This is a genomic window from Paenibacillus sp. H1-7, from assembly GCF_022354825.1.
GTDB lineage: Bacteria > Bacillota > Bacilli > Paenibacillales > NBRC-103111 > Paenibacillus_S.
The window spans coordinates 3,238,541-3,254,718 of the sequence record NZ_CP031168.1; the positions used below are offsets into that span (position 1 = coordinate 3,238,541).

Below are 16,178 nucleotides of genomic sequence, written 5' to 3' on the forward strand. Positions count from 1 at the left end.
ACTCCTTACAACTGACTCCAGAGCGCGTTTTTGCTCGAAAAAAAAGAGAGCATTCGATAATCGTATCGGATGCCCTCTTTTTTTGTTGAAAAAACAAAGTAAATCTTGTTGTTCGTGAAACAAAGGATGGATTATTGTAAAGTCAGCTCGGTTACTTTCTCGATCTCTGGAAGCTGACCCAGTTGATCCAACACGTCTTTCGGCGCCGGTTTATCTGTGGTGAGCACCATGATTGCGGAACCGCCGATCACTTTACGTCCTACTTGCATCGTAGCGATGTTGACGTCGTTGCTGCCGAGCAGCGTACCGACGCGGCCGATGATTCCCGGCTTATCGTTATGGGAGATCAGAAGCAGGTTGCCTTGAGGCGCAATATCGACAGGGTATTGATCGATTTGCACGATACGCTCGCCATAGCCGGACAGAAGCGTTCCTGCCAATGTGCGCTCTTCGGTTTTGGTTTTCAATGTAACGGATACCAGGTTGGTGAATGTTTTGGATGCCGTAGATTTTTGAGTCACGATATTCACGTCGCGCGTTTTAGCCAAATGCATAGCGTTGACGATGTTTACGCCTTCGAGCTGGTTGGCCAGAACGCCTCTTACAATATAACGGGTTAGAGGAGTCGTGTCGACATCGCTCAAATCACCGGAGTAGTTAACGATAATTTCCTGCACCGCGCCTTCGGTCATTTGGCCGACGAATTGTCCCAGGTGCTCGCCCAAGTTGAAGTAAGGCTGCAGCTTGTTGAGGACGGTCGGAGGTACCGGCGGCATGTTAACCGCATTTTTGAACGGCTGGTCACGCAAAATGTGCAGTACTTCTTCCGATACGTCGATCGCAACGTTCTCTTGCGCTTCTACAGTAGAAGCTCCCAAGTGCGGAGTTACGATGATTTTCGGATTGTTCAGGAACGGATGATCCGCTTTAGGCGGCTCTTGCTCGAATACGTCAAACGCAGCTCCTGCAACGATTCCGGCATCGATAGCTTCTACCAAAGCCATTTCGTCGATAATACCGCCGCGAGCACAGTTGATAAGGCGTACACCTTTTCTCATCAGCTCGAATTGAGGGCGCGAAATCATATGGCGCGTTTCATTCGTGAGCGGAGTATGAACAGTAATGAAATCGGCTTGAGCACAAATCTCGTTCACCGTGCCCAATTTGACACCGATCTTTTCGGCACGCTCTTCGGTCAAGAACGGGTCGTAGCCGACTACGTTCATACCGAAAACTTTGGCGCGCTTAGCTACTTCGCTTCCGATACGTCCCATACCCAAAATACCTAACGTTTTGTTGCGCAGCTCTACGCCAACGAACGTTTTGCGGTCCCATTCGCCGCCAACGGTTTTTTTGTAAGCCTGAGGGATCGAGCGTGCCACCGACATCATCATGGCGAAGGTCAGCTCACAAGTTGCGATAGTGTTGCCGTCCGGAGCGTTGATAACGACGATACCGCGTTTGGTAGCAGCTTCAAGGTCAATGTTGTCTACACCGACGCCTGCACGGCCGACGACCTTCAGGTTGGAAGCGGCAGCCATGATTTTCTCGGTTACCTTTGTCTGGCTTCTAACCATCAAAGCGTCGTATTCGGCGATAATGGCAACCAGCTCATCTTCGGACAATCCGTTTTTCTTCTCAACCGTTACATCTTCCGCATCATACAGCATTTGAATCCCCATGTCGCTGATGCCATCCATTACTAACACTTTAAACATTGTTCATTGACCTCCATTTATAATCATTTTCATTGCCAGAATGCTTGCCGGGTGGCGAGTAGGAATGCAGCCGGAGACAAATTGGGCATAAAAAAACTCCTCATCCCCATACGATTGCCGTATTATGAAGGGACGAAGAGTAACTCTCGTGGTACCACCCTAATTCGCTGCGCGTTCGCACGTTGCAGCCTTGTCGAGTCCAATGACTCAGAAATGTAACGGTTTCTAACCGGCTGTACCTACTAGGGCTCTGTCCGAATAATCGGTAGAGGTTCAATACAGCAACTCTGAAGTGCTCCGTGTAAAAGATAATGTCCGATTCGCACCTACCATCGGCTCTCTGCGCATTACCGGTTCACACTGTCTCCGTCGGTGTTGATTACTAGATGAAATTTTCATTAGCGTAACATGACCCTCAAGCTTGTGTCAATAGGTGTCGAAAACGATTAGCGCACCCTGTAACAGCATTGGAACACTCGGTAAATCTACGTACATAACATAGAGAAGATTGATAGATTGTTCGTCTTTACCGGGTCACAAACCATATTTTATGGCAATTTCACCGGAATTGCAATGGTTTTTACTTGTTTAATTGTGAATTTTTCGTTATGCTTCTATACAGTACAGCGCGAAGGAAAGGATGAAGGTCATGGAACCGTTTGAAATGATAGATCCGAGATCGTTTGTTGAGAAGCTCGAGACCAAACAGCTCGGAGATGCGCTGATCATCGATGTCCGCGAGTCGTGGGAGTGGGAGTACTATCATCTGGACGAAGCGAAGCTCATTCCGATGAATACGATTCCGGCGAGGATGGGGGAGCTGCCCGAGGAGCAAACCCTTTATATTGTTTGCGCACATGGAGTTCGAAGCGCGAATGTGTGCTATTATTTGCGCCAGCAGGGATACGAGAATGTGGTCAATGTAGAGGGCGGAATGGCCGCAGTGGCCATGCTGAGAGGGTTTCAATACGATTGATTTCGTCTTCAGGGCATTCAATTCAATAAAGCCGCTAAGTCATAAGTCAGCTGCTGCTGTCTTGGTCTTAGCGGCTTTTGTTTTTCTTACCATATTGGAACTAATTAATGTTTTCTCAATTCGCACTGGCGAAAAACGGGATTTGCGGCAGCGTTTCGTTCGCGTACCAGCGGGTTTTGTTGCGGGCAAAATCGCCGGAACCAACCGCATTGGTCGCCAACAGCACGTCGATGACGTTCTGCACCTGGGATAAATTCATCTTGCCCGATTGGCCGGATGCAATCATCTCGTCGATTTTCATCGACAAATCCTGCGGCGTGAACGGCTTGAACACATTGTCTTGCGCAAGCTTGCTTGCTATGTATAAGTTCTTCGCATTTAAGGACAGCGTATTCCACTCCGCTATTGCGAGCGGATTGTCTTTGCCCGCGTGCTTGAATTGAGGATTTTCCGATTCGTTCCATTTCACGATGGATTCGTAATAATTGCTTTGCGCGGCCAAGGCGAACTTCCGTGCTTCAGTGAAGTAAGGGTCGCTATTCATCGCTTTTACAAGCTCGCTTCCCGGTATGGAATTGGCTTTGGCCTGGAAGCTCGTCAGCGCTTCATGGAACAGCTTCAGGCTTTTCGCATAATTTTGTTGGCCTTGCTGAAGCAGAGGCGACGAATCCGGCATGGACGTGGAGCTTACCGCGTCGTACTTCGCTTTGGCCAGCTTGCCCAAATCTTTAAGAATCAAGGAGGCATCAGCCGATCGGTTGATCTCCAGCTCGTGAGTTTTGTCGAACCAGCTCTGCTGAAATTCCCTGTACGGCTCATAAATGGTATGATAATATGACACCAAATACTGTTGATGATAAGCGGAATAACCTTTGGCAGCTTCGTTTTGTTTGGAGAAGAGCTCCTCATACTTGGCTGCGGATCGTTCCTGTCCTAATTTCAACCCCATGAAAAAAGTGCCAACCGATAAGACAAGCATAAAAATGAAGGTAAGGACAAACAAGTAATCTGTACGGTTAAGACTTCTGTCCATAAGCATGCTCCTCGCAGTATGTTATCAATTGATAGTATAGGTGATATTGTCGATAAAAGGAATAATTTGCATGAAAAAATTCGATTTCAAACCGTTTAAATTCAGGAAATTGAGTATTGACGAAATGGACGACCGGTTTCTGCTCATCAATTTGTACGTAACGCAACTTATCGTTCTTTTATTGGGCGTCATCATTATGCTGTTTCAAAAGCCTTCGCTAAGCGCCATGTTCTCTATTAAGGGCGGGTATTGGATTCTGCTCTGGGGCGCCGCTTATGCCGCGGCCGTCCTGATTGTAGATATTCTCATCTCCAGATGGGTACCGCCTGAAGTGACGGATGACGGCGGCATCAACGATATGCTGTTCAAAAATCGGCCGTTATGGCATATCGCCGTAATGTCGTTTATTGTAGCTTTTTGCGAGGAGCTGTTGTTTCGCGGAGCGGTCCAGGCGGCTTGGGGGCCTTATTGGACAAGCATATTGTTCGCAGCCATTCATATCCGCTACCTGCAGCATTGGCTTATGACGGGACTTGTTTTCGGCATCAGCTACGGACTCGGCTGGATCTATATTCAATCGGGCTCCTTGTGGGCGCCTATCGCCGCACATTTTGTCATTGATTTCGTTATGGGTTGTATTATTCGTTACAGGAGAGAGGATTAAATGAGTTCCAGACAGCCAGAGGATAACAGCACAATGATGCAGCATCCGATAGAGGAGAAGGAGGAAACCTTTCTCCCTCCCCGTAAGACTGTTCACGCTACGGAGAAGGAAAAGTGGCTTCCGATCTTTTACCGGACTTTGCTTTGGTTATTTATTGCGCTTGTCGTTGGACTGCTTGTTTGGGGATGGCGCCGTTATATCAACGGACTTTTGTAAGGTGTATGGTTTAAGGTGCGACCTCGATGGAAGCCGGATCGACAAATCCGTACTGCTTCTGCTCGAGCTCCGTCAGCAGTTTATCCAGAGCTTTATCGGTCCATGCGAGCTCGTGCATCAAAATATTGCTGCCCGGACGGAGTTGTTCCAGCACATTGGCTACGACCTGATCCGGGTTATTGCTTTTGGAAGTCATTTCCCAATCCTTCGAACCGTTGGACCAGGTCATGAAGAGCATTTGCTCCTCCAGTGCCTTGGCCCGAACCTCATCGCTCCCGGAACCGAACGGCGGACGGAAAAATTTCGGCGCGGTGCCGATCGTATCTTTTACTAACTGCTGAACGTCCCCGATCTGCTGATTCACCTTCTCCTTGCTTTCCTTCTTGAGATCGATATGATCCCACGAATGGTTGCCAATCGTTTGGCCTCTGTCATGGATCAGCTTCAACAGCTCGGGCTTTTGCTTGGCTCGGTAGCCGTTGACGAAAAAGATCGCTTTGGCATGATGCTTGTCCAGCGTGTTCAGCATCGACTCCAGCATGTCTTTGTCTTTGGGGCCGTCATCGAACGTTAAAAGGACGACCTTTTTCTCCGTCGCGGCAGAATCTATAGGAACGATATCGTAGCTTTTCGGATTCATTCGGTACAAGGGCTTCGCTTGTTGAATCGGCGCAGGTGTAGGAGCAGGAGTTGCCGCAGCTGTACTGCCGGCTTTATTGTCAGCTGCTCCGTTTCCTTGTGCGGGCTGGACTTGCTCCGTCTCTTTTGCAGAGGAGCCGGCGTTAGGAGCTGGCGCGGCATTCGTCGGTTCTGCGGCGGATGGGACAGGCGGCTTCGATTCGTTTTGGCAGGCGGCCGCGGCCATGAGAAGAAGGGCGGCAAGTCCGCACAGCAGCTTTTTGTTCATGTTGGTAACTCCTATTCTCAGATGGTTTCCTGATTTTATCATGCATGGTTCGTCCCATCATAGCGGAAAATACATTCGAATACTACTCTGATGGAGGGATGGCCATGAAATTCGGATCTTTCTTGCTCGGCGGACTTGTCGGCGCTGCTGCGGTTATCTATATCAATAATAAAAGCAAGTCCATGCTGTTCTCCGCGATGAGCAGCAATCAGTCGCTTGGCAGCTCGGCCGATAGGGGCAGATCGAATGAGCGTTCGATGGATTCATCGAATCAAAACAAAACAAAAATGAATCAAACTGCCGCCTCTAGCCTGAAAAAAGATGAGCATTCATCTTCATCTTTATCATCCTCTTCGACCCTCGGTAAGGTAGAGGAAATCATCAGCCAGGATCCCGAGCTCAAATCGACCGTCAACGAAATTTTAGCCGAGAACGGCCAAGAAGAAGTATACCAGAAGCACTGATGGTTGTAGATGGATCATAAGCACCAGACACAGGCAGAGCAACCTGCTTGTGTCTTTTCTTTTTTTCAGGACATTCGCACATTTCTTGTTATGTTGTGATATAATAGTCATATAATTGAATACAAGCTGTAAAAGCTTACTCACCTTTTTAACCTTACTTCATAAGCTGTTAATATATGCGTCGGCAAGGAGGAAACCTGTATGAAAATGGAGCGTTTAAGTCAGGACAAGATACGGATTTTCCTCACATTCGACGACTTGACGGAGCGAGGCATTCAAAAGGATGACATGTGGAGAGAAATTCCGAAAGTACACGAGCTGTTTAGCGACATGATGGATCAGGCATACAGCGAGCTCGGATTCGAACCATCCGGTCCGTTAGCCGTAGAAGTGCTGCAGCTGCCAGCACAAGGTATGGTTGTCATCGTTACCCGCGGTAAAGTCGATTTCCAATCCTCCGTCGAGACCTATGACGAGGAAGTGGAGGAAATGTATGAGCTGGAGGTTACTCTAGAGCAATCCGACCAAATTTCTTACGTTTTCCATGACTTTGAAGACTTGATCCGTATGGCCAAGGTGTTGAATCCATTCGTTACTGACGGAGGTACCCTGTTCTCATACAAGAACAGATGGTTCCTGCTGTTAAATGCCGACGAACTTGATGAGAGCGGATACCAAGCAGTAATTGCGGTATTATCGGAATTTGGCGATGCTGCTACCGTAACAAGAGCCGTGCTTGAGGAATATGGCAAGACGGTGATTGAAACCAATGCCGTACAAGTGCTGTGTTCCCATTTTAAATAACCCATATGAACGATTAAGAAACAGGTTGGCGGAAGCATTCTTCAAAAACAGTAGTTTTTGCGGAGTGCTTTTTTTGCGGCTTCTTTTGCTGAGAATGACAGCAGCCGCGCATAAATAGATAGCTTTGCAAACAGACGATAGCAGCATGTAGGGGGAGACCGTATGACGGCAATGAATATGGGGGCGTCCAAGTCCACCTTCGATTTGGAGGATTTGGTCCATCATTATCAGAAACAGCTTCGGGATGAAGCTTTTTTGTATTTGTATAAAAGAGGGATCGAGGAAGAGACGATCGAGCAGTATCGCTTGGGCTTCGATCAGGGGAAAATAGGCTTTACCGTCAATCCGGATGTTCTGAGCGATTACTTTGCCAACCGGGTCATCATTCCCGTCTGTGATGCCAATGGAGCGGTCATTGAACTGATCGGCCGCGCCGTCGATCACCGGGAGCCCAAATATAAAGCGCTTCTCGGCATCGAGGATTACATGTTCAATGAACAAATATTGGAGGAGACGGAAGATGTCATCCTGTGCAACGGGCTGTTCGATGTGATGAGTCTGGCCCAAGCAAGGCTCCCTGCCGTCTGCGTCCCTCACTGGTTCGGCTTTAAGGACATTCATGCCGAGCGTTTGAAGGGGAAACGGGTGTTTATTTGCATGGGGAACGATGAATTAGGCAGAAGGGAAAGTGTCAAAATACAAACGATGCTGCAGGAAACGGCTGCGGAAACGTATATTGTTAATTTGCCGGAATCGATCCGCGATTTGAACGACTTTTTCGTTAAAGTCCAAAATCCGCTGGAAACGTTCATGCAGCTTCTGAATCAAACGATGGAAGAAGCGATGCTTGTACCGGTTGCTCCCGATGTGAAAAATATTACGGTATATGCCGAAGAGTACATGAAGCGGTACCGCGGGCAGGTAACTGGCGTTTCGAGCGGTATCAGCCGTTTGGACGAAGTACTGTACGGCGGCTTCCAAAGCGGATTGTATTTGATATGCGGGGCGGCTTCCAGCGGGAAGACGATGCTAATGAAGCAGATGGCCGATCACATTGCCGAAGGACAAACCCCGGTCGTATATGTGTCGTGGGATATGACGAGCTTTGAGCTGTGGGCGAGAAGCATCGCGAGAATTATCGGCGTCGAGCCGCAGAAGGTATTGAACGGAAAGGTCGATCCCGAGCAAATAAACGAAGCAAACAAAGCGTATCTGCCTATAAGCAAAATGCTGTGGACATTGGAATGCTCGCTCGATACAACGCTCGACAAAGTGATGGGCTCTATTGAAAAAATAGCTTCGCTGGCCGATAAGACACCGGTTGTTTTCATCGACCATTTGAATAGGGTGCCGGCGCGGGCTTCCGGGCATGCTTCGTCTTCCGACGATCACCGGACGTTGATCACCTATGCGCTTAAGCAGTGGTCCAAGGAATGGAATGCAACGGTCATAGCGGCGATGCCCGGGGAATGCAGTCCCAACCGGTTCCCGGAAGGCATTGAAGCGTGCGCCGATGTCATCATGCTGCTCCAACCGCAAGAGGCTAAAGAAAATCAGGAAACGGAGATGACTTCCGTCATGCTGAAACTTCTGAAAAACAGAAACGGCACACTGGTCGACATTCCGCTAAGCTTCCAGCAGGAGAAAGCAATGTTTACGGAAAAATAGAAAGCAAAAAGGATGGTTCCGATGGCTGAAAACCTTAACGTGCTTCATGCTACACAGGTAATCATTGAGCAGGCGCTCGTCAAGCTGGGCTACCCACAAGCGATGGTGGACCTATTGAAGGAGCCGATGCGAATTATGACGGTTCGCATTCCGATTCGTATGGATGATGATTCGATCAAAATTTTCACCGGTTACCGCGCGCAGCATAATGACGCTGTAGGTCCTACTAAGGGCGGCGTCCGCTTTCATCCTGACGTAACCGAGGACGAGGTCAAAGCTCTGTCCATCTGGATGAGCTTGAAGTGCGGCATTGTCGATTTGCCGTACGGCGGAGGCAAAGGGGGCATTATTTGCGACCCGCGGCAAATGTCGTTTCGGGAGCTGGAGCGGCTAAGCAGAGGATACGTTAGGGCGATCAGCCAAATCGTCGGGCCGACCAAGGACATTCCGGCGCCTGATGTCATGACGAACTCGCAGATTATGGCCTGGATGATGGACGAGTACAGCCGGATCCGCGAATTTGACGCCCCGAACTTTATTACGGGCAAGCCGGTCGTCTTGGGAGGCTCTCATGGTCGGGAGACGGCTACGGCCAAGGGCGTAACGATCATGATCGATCAGGCGCTGAAGAAGAAAGGGATCCGGATTCAAGACGCCAAGGTGATCATCCAAGGCTTCGGCAATGCCGGGAGCTTCCTGGCCAAATTCATGCATGAAGCGGGAGCGAAGGTTATCGGGATATCCGATGCTTACGGCGCGCTGTACAACAAAGACGGGCTGGATATCGAATACTTGCTGGACCGTCGCGATTCGTTCGGCACCGTAACCAAGCTGTTCCAGAATACAATTACGAATAAGGAGCTGCTCGAGCAAGATTGCGATATTCTTGTCCCGGCCGCGATCGAGAATCAGATCACATTGGACAATGCCGATCGGATCAAGGCGTCCATAGTGGTGGAAGCGGCCAACGGCCCAACGACTCTGGAAGCGACGAAAATTTTGACCGACCGCGGCATCCTGCTGGTTCCCGATGTGCTGGCGAGCGCAGGCGGGGTGGTCGTATCTTACTTCGAGTGGGTGCAGAACAATCAGGGATATTATTGGACGGAAGCGGAAGTGCATTCCAAGCTGCAAGAAGTAATGGAAAAAGGCTTTGAAAATGTCTATAATATTCATATTACAAGAAATGTGGATATGCGTTTGGCCGCTTATATGGTGGGCGTTCGTAAGATGGCTGAAGCCGCCCGTTTTCGCGGGTGGGTTTAATTTTATAAATAATGGCATGTTTTTGATTGGGGTTCACTTGGCTATCGTCATATGGAAAACGGAGGTCGGCATAACTGCCGGAAGAGTTTACGTGCCGCCTTTGAAATCGGGTTATCACCGCCAATTCTCATCCATTTAACCCGATTTCAACAGCGGCCGGAGGCAGTTTGTGCTGATCCGGAGTTTTTCTTCATATGACGTACTTGCTCTTGAACCGCATCAAAAACACGGAAACGGAGGGGGACACATGAGCGTCTTCTCAGTCTTGACGGCAGCGATAGCGCCCGGTGTCGCTCTGATGGCTTATTTTTATTTGAAGGACCGTTACGATACGGAGCCGATCCATCTCGTCATGAAAGTATTTTTATTCGGAGTGCTGCTGGTATTCCCGGTCATGGTCATCCAGCGCGCCTTGGTTCATGGCTTGGGTGAGAATCCGTTCGTATTCAGCTTTATCATTTCATCCGGAATTGAAGAATTTCTGAAATGGTTTCTCGTTTATTTCATCATCTACAAGCATACTTCGTTCGACGAGCCTTATGACGGAATCGTCTATGCGGTAGCCGCTTCGCTCGGCTTCGCTACGCTAGAGAACGTATTTTATGCGCTGCTCAATTCCTCGTCCATTTCGAGTCTGTTATACAGAGCGCTGCTGCCGGTATCGGGGCACGCGATGTTCGGCGTTATCATGGGCTATCATTTGGGAAGAGCCAAATTCGTAGAGGAGCTGAGGACGCGCCACTTGATCTTCTCGCTTATGCTCCCGATTTTTTGGCACGGGGTATTCGATTATGTGCTCCTTACCGCCAAGGCGTATTGGATCTGGTTTATGATCCCGTTAATGGCATTCTTGTGGATAAGAAGCATAAGGAAGGTCAACCGCGCGAATGCCCGATCGCCGCTGCGCGTCGTGCGCAGGGAGGAGCAGATTAAAATTTAACCGGTTTGTCTATACTTGTCAGTATAGAATTCATGCCGGGAGGGTAAACATGACCGTAAACGAACGAGTAAAGGTAACGATTCGCTGCAACTGGTGCGGGGAACGGTTCATTTTGAAAGGAAGAAGAGACAAGGGCAAGATCGATACGGGATTCAAGCAGTGCATTTGCAACAACGAGAACGACTTTGATATCGAAACCCATGATTTCTAAACGGGAGAGGCCTGATGCAGGCTTCTTTTTTTGTGAATAAGACATCTTCCTTGGGCGAAAACTAAAGCCAAGTTTGGCTGAAGAAGGGAGAATTCACATCCATGTACAGAAGATTAAGCATCGTAATGTTTCCGATTTTAGTCGTTGCCTTGATCGGGGCGGGCGTATGGGGGTATTTGGAGCATCAGGAGAAAAACGCGATTCTCATTAAAGCGGAAAACCAGTATCAGCGGGCATTCCATGACCTTTCCTTTCATGTGGACCGGCTCCATAACGAGCTGGGCAACACATTGGCCATTAATACCGCATCTCAGGACAGCTACAAAAAAGGGTTGGTCAATGTATGGCGTATAACGAATCAGGCTCAAAGTGAAATAAGCCAGCTTCCACTATCGCTGCTGCCGTTCAATAAAACGGGGGAATTTCTGGCGAACATGTCGAACTTCGCGTACCGGGCCGCCGTTAGAGATCTTAACAAGCAGCCGTTAAATCAGGAGGAAATGGCCACATTAAACGCATTGTACACCCATGCGGACGAAATCAGCAAAGATCTGCGCGGCATGCAAAACAAAGTGCTGGCGAACAATTTGCGATGGATGGACGTTGAAATGGCGCTGGCGACAGAGAAAGAGCCGCTGGACAATACGATCATCGACGGCTTCCAGACGGTCGACAAGAAGGTATCCGAATACTCCGACGTCAAGTGGAGTCCTTCGATCATGAACCTGTTCCAGACTCGCGATATGAAAATGCTGTCCGGCAACGACGTCACCGCAGACGAAGTGAAACAGAAGGCGGCGACCTTCCTGAACATCGATCCTTCCGCTCTGCAGGTCGTCGAGAATGGAGCTGGTTCCGAGTACCATTCGTTCAGCGTTTCAGCCAATCGGGGCAATAATCCGGGCGGAATCCAAATGGATTACAGCACCAAAGGAGGCCAGCTGCTCTGGTTCTCGGCCGACAGAGAAGTGCCTGAGAAGAAGCTGGATTTCCGCCGTGCCCGCGACGCGGCGGCTGAGTTCCTCGATAGCCACGACTTCAAAAATATGACGGCGGTAGCTTACGACGAATACAGCAACAATGCCAATATTACGTTTGCCAGCCGTGACAATAACATGATCAACTACCTCGACAAAGTAGCGGTCAAGGTGGCGATGGATAATGGAGAAATCATCGGGCTTCAGGCAACCGACTACGTGTTTGATCACAAGGAACGCCAGCTGAAGGCACCTAAGCTGACGCAGGAGGAGGCGCGCAAGGTGCTGAATCCGAATTTCAAAGTCGATGGAGAAGCGATGGCTTTGATCCGCAACGATATGAAGGAAGAAGTGCAGTGCTATCAGTACACGGGGAAAATCAACGGCGGCATCTATAAAATTTTTATTAACGCCGATACGGGTGCCGAAGAAAAAATCGAGCATGTCCGCAAGGAAGATCAACAAGTACAAACATAACATCTGATGGAAGAAGCTGAGAGGCTTCTTCTTTTTTTTCTTCCCATATGAAAGCCGCATGGTATAATATAGGTGGATTCTAGTTCTTAGGCACTGTTTTTTGTCAAATTCTGGGGGGAGGAAGCTTTTTGCTGCCGAAAGTCAATCAGATTTTACATATACAAGTCAATTCCATCGACGATGAAGAGGCGAAGCAAGAGTTCAAATCGAGAATCGCCGATATCAATGATCGCCAAATCATTATGGAAGTACCATTAAACGAGAAGACGGGACGATTGAAAAGACTCTACATGGGCGATGAATTGTCCGTTTATTTTATTACCGACGGCGGGGTTAAAAATTATTTCAATACGTCTGTGCTCGCCTTCTCGGAAGAAACGATCCGGATGGTTCATATTAAAAAACCGGAGCCCGAGACGATAACGAAGGTGCAGCGGCGCAACTTCCTGCGGGTACCTGCGGAGCTGGAGCTTGCGGTTACTTATTCGGAGCAGCTGCGATTTGTCGCTCTAACCGATGATGTCGGCGGGGGAGGGATCTCCTTCCTCTGCGACGGTTACATACCGCTGAATATTCAGCAGTCGGTTCATTGCTGGATGCTGGTTCCTTACAAGAACGGGCAAATCGAGCATGTTCCTTTTCGCGGGGAGCTGGTTCGAATCAAGCCGCTGGAAACAGGCATACAGCAGGTTATGATGAGGTTCGCGGAAATTACGGACCGAGACAGGCAAAAAATCATCCGTTATTGCTTCGAAAGGCAGCTGGACTTGCGTAAATAATCCGCTGCATGAAATGTCGAAATTTGGATAGACTACCACGAAAAGAGCTTTTTTTGGAGTGGTAGATGATGGAAGAAGAGACAAGCGTGGAAAAGGAAAATGGGTACGAGGACCTATTTTTACAATTTTCCTCGATTTTTGAACGATGGGTCAAAAGAGTGCTGCTGGTGCTCGTATCCTTGCTGATCTTGAGCCAGCTGCTGCTGCAAGTACCTTTTCTACGATATTATATGGTCAAAGTGGAGCAGTTGGAAGGAGTTCCTTACTCCCGAACCGCTTCCTAGACCGCTTCGTTATGGGGCGAGTAGGCATCGAAGACTTTTGCAATCCTTCTAACACCTATGGTATAATTTTCTTCGATCGCAGGCTGGGCCTGTTTTTATTCAACTTTGTTCATTATAGTGCTGGGAGGCCCGCGTTTTGGAAAAGATCAATATCGCTATAGATGGTCCGGCAGGAGCTGGGAAGAGCACGATCGCTCGGCTTGTCGCGAACGAATTGGACTTCGTTTATGTGGACACCGGTGCCATGTATAGAGCTGTCACATGGAGTGTATTGAAAGCGGATCTTCGTCCGGATCAGGAAGCGGAGGTTGTACAAGTCGCTACGCGGCTTGACATTCGTCTGGTTCCAGGGAAAGACGGTCAGCAGGTCTATGTTGACGGACAAGAGGTAACAGCGGCAATCCGCTCCGCCGAGGTAACCGGTAACGTGTCCCGTATTTCGCAAATTCCAGAAGTGCGTCGCATTTTGACGGATAAGCAGAAGCTGCTTGCAGCCGACAAAGGTGTTGTTATGGACGGAAGAGATATCGGGAGCAGCGTGCTTCCGGATGCGGAGCTCAAAATATTTTTAACCGCCAGCGTCAGAATTCGCGCCGAGAGACGGTTCAAGGAAATTCAGGATGACAGGCCTGAAGTCACTTTGGAGCAGCTCGAGCAAGAAATTGCGTCGCGCGACAGAATGGATGAGCAGAGAGAAACGTCTCCGCTTGTACAAGCTCCTGATGCGGTGCTGCTCGATACGACGGAAATGTCGATAGCGGAAGTGGTTGAGCGGATCTTGGAACTTTGCAGAGCCAAAGTCGGAGGGAAGTAATATGCTTTACTCTACGCTTCGTGCCTTATTTCACTTTATATTCCGGACCGTGTTCCGTTTAAAAGTGATCGGCAAAGAAAACGTTCCCGAAGGAGTACCCGTCATTCTGTGCGCCAACCATACGAGCAATTTCGATCCACCTCTTCTCGGGTCGCCGCTTGTAGGGCGCAGAGTTCATTATATGGCGAAAGCAGAGCTGTTCGACGTTCCCGTACTGGGGTGGGTGCTGCCCAGAATCAGCGCTTTTCCCGTCAAACGAGGCGGCGTCAGCAAAGAATCCATCCGGTTGTCGCTTCAACTGCTCAAGGAGAACAAGATTCTCGGTATTTTTCCGGAAGGTACCCGCAATAACGCGGAAGGAATGGGCAAGAAGGGCGCTGCTATGCTGGCCTTGAAGTCCGGCGCTACAGTAGTTCCAGCCGCTATAGTAGGCAAATACAAGCCGTTCCGGCAAATGAAGCTGGTCTACGGCAAGCCCGTCGATATAAGCGAGTTCGCCGATGCAGGCGGTGAAGGCCTGGAGCAGGCAACCGATAAAATCTTGAAGGTTATCCGTTCCATGGTCAAGGAATACGAATCGAAATGATAAATTGTGGAATACTTAGTAAAACAATTAACCGCGTATTCTTTATGCGTCGGTAAATTATATAAGATAGCAGCAATTGTAACTACTATTATTGAGTTAGGTTGCTAATTGAGGAGGGTATTGAACCATGTCAGAAGAGACAAGAGTGGAGCAAAACGAACAAGAAGAGCAAGCACAGCAAGAGGTATCCCAAGAGGAATCCATGGCTAATGTTTCCGTACTGAAAAAGGGAGATACCGTAAAAGGGAAAATCATCAAAGTCGACGATGACCAAGCTTTCGTCGATGTAGGTTATAAGTATGACGGCGTAATTCCTATCCGCGAGCTTTCCTCCGTTAACCTGGGAAGCGCCGGCGAAGGCGTTCAAGTAGGACAAGATGTTGAATTGAAAGTATTGACCATTGACGATAACAAAGAAAAGCTTGTTCTTTCCAAGCGCGTAGTGGACAGCGAAAAAGCTTGGGAACAGCTGCAAGCCGACATGGAGAACAAAACGATTATCGAAGCTAGAGTGGCCGAGGTTGTTAAAGGCGGTCTCGTAGTGGATATCGGTTTGCGCGGCTTTGTGCCTGCTTCCATGGTTGAGCGTACGTTCGTTGAAGATTTCAGCGACTACAAAGGCCGCACATTGAAACTTCGCGTGAAAGAAATGGACCGCGAGAAAAACAAAGTGATTCTTTCGCAAAAAGACGTTCTGGACGAAGAGTTCGAAGCTAAGAAAAAAGATCTGATCGCAGGCCTGTCCGTTGGTCAAGAATTGACCGGTACAGTACAACGCCTGACTCCGTTTGGCGCATTCGTAGATATCGGCGGCATCGACGGCTTGGTGCACATTTCCGAAATGGCATGGCACCATGTAGAAACTCCTTCCGAGGTCGTTAAAGAAGGCGATCAAGTGAAAGTGCAAATCTTGAAGCTGGATCCGGGCAGCGAGCGCATCAGCTTGAGCATTAAAGCGACTCAACCTGGTCCTTGGCAGCAAGTGAGCGGCAAATTCAACATCGGCGACATCTTGACAGGTACCGTAAAACGTCTTGCACCGTTCGGCGCTTTCGTTGAGGTTGCTCCTGGCGTGGAAGGTTTGGTTCATATTTCCCAAATCGCTCATCGTCATATTGCAACTCCGTTCGAAGTACTGAAAGAAGGACAAGAAGTGAAGGTGAAGGTGCTCGATCTGAACGTGGACGAGAAGCGCATCAGCTTGAGCATCAAAGAAACCGAAGAAGCTCCTGCCGATGCAGCCCCGGCTCCTAGATCGGAGAAGCCTGCAAGAAACCAAAAAGAAACGGTTATTGCTGAAGAGTATCAAAACCAAGGCTTGAACCTGACGCTCGGCGAGCGTTTCGGCGATAAACTGAGCAAATTTAAATAAGCATCGGAAATTAGGGGGAAAC

At 48.9% G+C, this 16,178-nt stretch carries 18 protein-coding genes and 1 other annotated feature; of the genes, 15 read left to right on the forward strand and 3 right to left on the reverse strand.

The genetic code is table 11. The features are described 5' to 3' along the window. Nucleotides 1-131: 131 nt before the first annotated feature. A complete protein-coding gene (serA, locus tag DVH26_RS14345) occupies nt 132-1,718 on the reverse strand; it encodes a phosphoglycerate dehydrogenase (RefSeq protein WP_239634360.1) in 1,587 nt (528 codons plus the stop codon). Between the two features lie 125 nt (nt 1,719-1,843). Beyond that, nucleotides 1,844-2,100 (reverse strand) — a binding site (T-box leader). 267 nt (nt 2,101-2,367) lie between these two features. Between serA and DVH26_RS14350 the strand changes: the two genes are divergently transcribed. Further along, a complete protein-coding gene (locus DVH26_RS14350; RefSeq protein WP_239634361.1) occupies nt 2,368-2,694 on the forward strand; it encodes a rhodanese-like domain-containing protein in 327 nt (108 codons plus the stop codon). A gap of 115 nt (nt 2,695-2,809) precedes the next feature. Here DVH26_RS14350 and DVH26_RS14355 read toward each other — a convergent pair whose 3' ends face one another. Continuing rightward, nucleotides 2,810-3,727 (reverse strand): hypothetical protein, encoded by a 918-nt coding sequence (locus DVH26_RS14355; protein ID WP_239634362.1) that lies wholly within the window; start codon nt 3,725-3,727, stop codon nt 2,810-2,812. A 70-nt stretch (nt 3,728-3,797) separates the two neighbouring features. On the opposite strand from DVH26_RS14355, the gene DVH26_RS14360 reads away from it, so the two are divergent. Together DVH26_RS14360 and DVH26_RS14365 are read left to right on the forward strand one after the other, a co-directional pair. Then, on the forward strand, nt 3,798-4,391 hold the full coding sequence (locus tag DVH26_RS14360) for a type II CAAX endopeptidase family protein (RefSeq protein ID WP_239634363.1): 594 nt from the start codon (nt 3,798-3,800) through the stop codon (nt 4,389-4,391). Further along, nucleotides 4,392-4,607, forward strand: a complete 216-nt coding sequence (locus tag DVH26_RS14365; protein ID WP_239634364.1) for a hypothetical protein — start codon at nt 4,392-4,394, stop codon at nt 4,605-4,607. It abuts the gene before it with no gap. 10 nt (nt 4,608-4,617) lie between these two features. On the opposite strand, the gene DVH26_RS14370 is transcribed toward DVH26_RS14365, so the two are convergent. Next, nucleotides 4,618-5,514 (reverse strand): polysaccharide deacetylase family protein, encoded by an 897-nt coding sequence (locus DVH26_RS14370; protein WP_239634365.1) that lies wholly within the window; start codon nt 5,512-5,514, stop codon nt 4,618-4,620. Nucleotides 5,515-5,618: 104 nt separating this feature from the next. Between DVH26_RS14370 and DVH26_RS14375 the strand changes: the two genes are divergently transcribed. The 12 genes from DVH26_RS14375 to rpsA all read left to right on the forward strand — a co-directional run bounded on the left by DVH26_RS14375 (nt 5,619) and on the right by rpsA (nt 16,156). After that, on the forward strand, nt 5,619-5,978 hold the full coding sequence (locus DVH26_RS14375; RefSeq protein ID WP_239634366.1) for a hypothetical protein: 360 nt from the start codon (nt 5,619-5,621) through the stop codon (nt 5,976-5,978). Between the two features lie 201 nt (nt 5,979-6,179). Then, entirely contained in the window at nt 6,180-6,782 is a 603-nt protein-coding gene (locus DVH26_RS14380; RefSeq protein WP_239634367.1) for a genetic competence negative regulator, read from the forward strand. 162 nt (nt 6,783-6,944) lie between these two features. Continuing rightward, on the forward strand, nt 6,945-8,450 hold the full coding sequence (locus DVH26_RS14385) for a DnaB-like helicase C-terminal domain-containing protein (RefSeq protein WP_239634368.1): 1,506 nt from the start codon (nt 6,945-6,947) through the stop codon (nt 8,448-8,450). Nucleotides 8,451-8,471: 21 nt separating this feature from the next. Further along, entirely contained in the window at nt 8,472-9,716 is a 1,245-nt protein-coding gene (locus tag DVH26_RS14390) for a Glu/Leu/Phe/Val family dehydrogenase (protein ID WP_239634369.1), read from the forward strand. 247 nt (nt 9,717-9,963) lie between these two features. Continuing rightward, the gene (prsW, locus tag DVH26_RS14395; RefSeq protein ID WP_239634370.1) at nt 9,964-10,656 is read left to right on the forward strand and encodes a glutamic-type intramembrane protease PrsW; all 693 of its coding nucleotides are present in this window, start codon (nt 9,964-9,966) and stop codon (nt 10,654-10,656) included. Between the two features lie 49 nt (nt 10,657-10,705). Then, nucleotides 10,706-10,867: a hypothetical protein gene (locus DVH26_RS14400; RefSeq protein WP_239634371.1), complete on the forward strand. Its 162-nt coding sequence runs from the start codon at nt 10,706-10,708 to the stop codon at nt 10,865-10,867. Between the two features lie 101 nt (nt 10,868-10,968). Further along, a complete protein-coding gene (ypeB, locus tag DVH26_RS14405) occupies nt 10,969-12,321 on the forward strand; it encodes a germination protein YpeB (protein WP_239634372.1) in 1,353 nt (450 codons plus the stop codon). Between the two features lie 128 nt (nt 12,322-12,449). After that, entirely contained in the window at nt 12,450-13,100 is a 651-nt protein-coding gene (locus DVH26_RS14410; RefSeq protein ID WP_239634373.1) for a flagellar brake protein, read from the forward strand. A 65-nt stretch (nt 13,101-13,165) separates the two neighbouring features. Then, a complete protein-coding gene (locus DVH26_RS14415; protein ID WP_239634374.1) occupies nt 13,166-13,384 on the forward strand; it encodes a hypothetical protein in 219 nt (72 codons plus the stop codon). A 136-nt stretch (nt 13,385-13,520) separates the two neighbouring features. Next, nucleotides 13,521-14,198 carry a (d)CMP kinase gene (gene cmk, locus DVH26_RS14420; protein ID WP_239634375.1) on the forward strand — a complete coding sequence of 226 codons (678 nt, stop codon included), beginning with the start codon at nt 13,521-13,523 and terminating at the stop codon, nt 14,196-14,198. 1 nt (nt 14,199) lies between these two features. Continuing rightward, nucleotides 14,200-14,784 carry a lysophospholipid acyltransferase family protein gene (locus DVH26_RS14425; RefSeq protein ID WP_239634376.1) on the forward strand — a complete coding sequence of 195 codons (585 nt, stop codon included), beginning with the start codon at nt 14,200-14,202 and terminating at the stop codon, nt 14,782-14,784. Nucleotides 14,785-14,911: 127 nt separating this feature from the next. Further along, entirely contained in the window at nt 14,912-16,156 is a 1,245-nt protein-coding gene (gene rpsA, locus DVH26_RS14430) for a 30S ribosomal protein S1 (protein ID WP_239634377.1), read from the forward strand. Nucleotides 16,157-16,178: the final 22 nt, after the last annotated feature.

What these genes read in the sequence shown, in the direction of transcription:
- serA (WP_239634360.1), bottom strand. Translation starts at nt 1,718, where the DNA reads ATGTTTAAAGTGTTAGTAATGGATGGCATCAGCGACATGGGGATTCAA.
- DVH26_RS14350 (WP_239634361.1), top strand. Translation starts at nt 2,368, where the DNA reads ATGGAACCGTTTGAAATGATAGATCCGAGATCGTTTGTTGAGAAGCTC.
- DVH26_RS14355 (WP_239634362.1), bottom strand. Translation starts at nt 3,727, where the DNA reads ATGGACAGAAGTCTTAACCGTACAGATTACTTGTTTGTCCTTACCTTC.
- DVH26_RS14360 (WP_239634363.1), top strand. Translation starts at nt 3,798, where the DNA reads ATGAAAAAATTCGATTTCAAACCGTTTAAATTCAGGAAATTGAGTATT.
- DVH26_RS14365 (WP_239634364.1), top strand. Translation starts at nt 4,392, where the DNA reads ATGAGTTCCAGACAGCCAGAGGATAACAGCACAATGATGCAGCATCCG.
- DVH26_RS14370 (WP_239634365.1), bottom strand. Translation starts at nt 5,514, where the DNA reads ATGAACAAAAAGCTGCTGTGCGGACTTGCCGCCCTTCTTCTCATGGCC.
- DVH26_RS14375 (WP_239634366.1), top strand. Translation starts at nt 5,619, where the DNA reads ATGAAATTCGGATCTTTCTTGCTCGGCGGACTTGTCGGCGCTGCTGCG.
- DVH26_RS14380 (WP_239634367.1), top strand. Translation starts at nt 6,180, where the DNA reads ATGAAAATGGAGCGTTTAAGTCAGGACAAGATACGGATTTTCCTCACA.
- DVH26_RS14385 (WP_239634368.1), top strand. Translation starts at nt 6,945, where the DNA reads ATGACGGCAATGAATATGGGGGCGTCCAAGTCCACCTTCGATTTGGAG.
- DVH26_RS14390 (WP_239634369.1), top strand. Translation starts at nt 8,472, where the DNA reads ATGGCTGAAAACCTTAACGTGCTTCATGCTACACAGGTAATCATTGAG.
- prsW (WP_239634370.1), top strand. Translation starts at nt 9,964, where the DNA reads ATGAGCGTCTTCTCAGTCTTGACGGCAGCGATAGCGCCCGGTGTCGCT.
- DVH26_RS14400 (WP_239634371.1), top strand. Translation starts at nt 10,706, where the DNA reads ATGACCGTAAACGAACGAGTAAAGGTAACGATTCGCTGCAACTGGTGC.
- ypeB (WP_239634372.1), top strand. Translation starts at nt 10,969, where the DNA reads ATGTACAGAAGATTAAGCATCGTAATGTTTCCGATTTTAGTCGTTGCC.
- DVH26_RS14415 (WP_239634374.1), top strand. Translation starts at nt 13,166, where the DNA reads ATGATGGAAGAAGAGACAAGCGTGGAAAAGGAAAATGGGTACGAGGAC.
- DVH26_RS14425 (WP_239634376.1), top strand. Translation starts at nt 14,200, where the DNA reads ATGCTTTACTCTACGCTTCGTGCCTTATTTCACTTTATATTCCGGACC.
- rpsA (WP_239634377.1), top strand. Translation starts at nt 14,912, where the DNA reads ATGTCAGAAGAGACAAGAGTGGAGCAAAACGAACAAGAAGAGCAAGCA.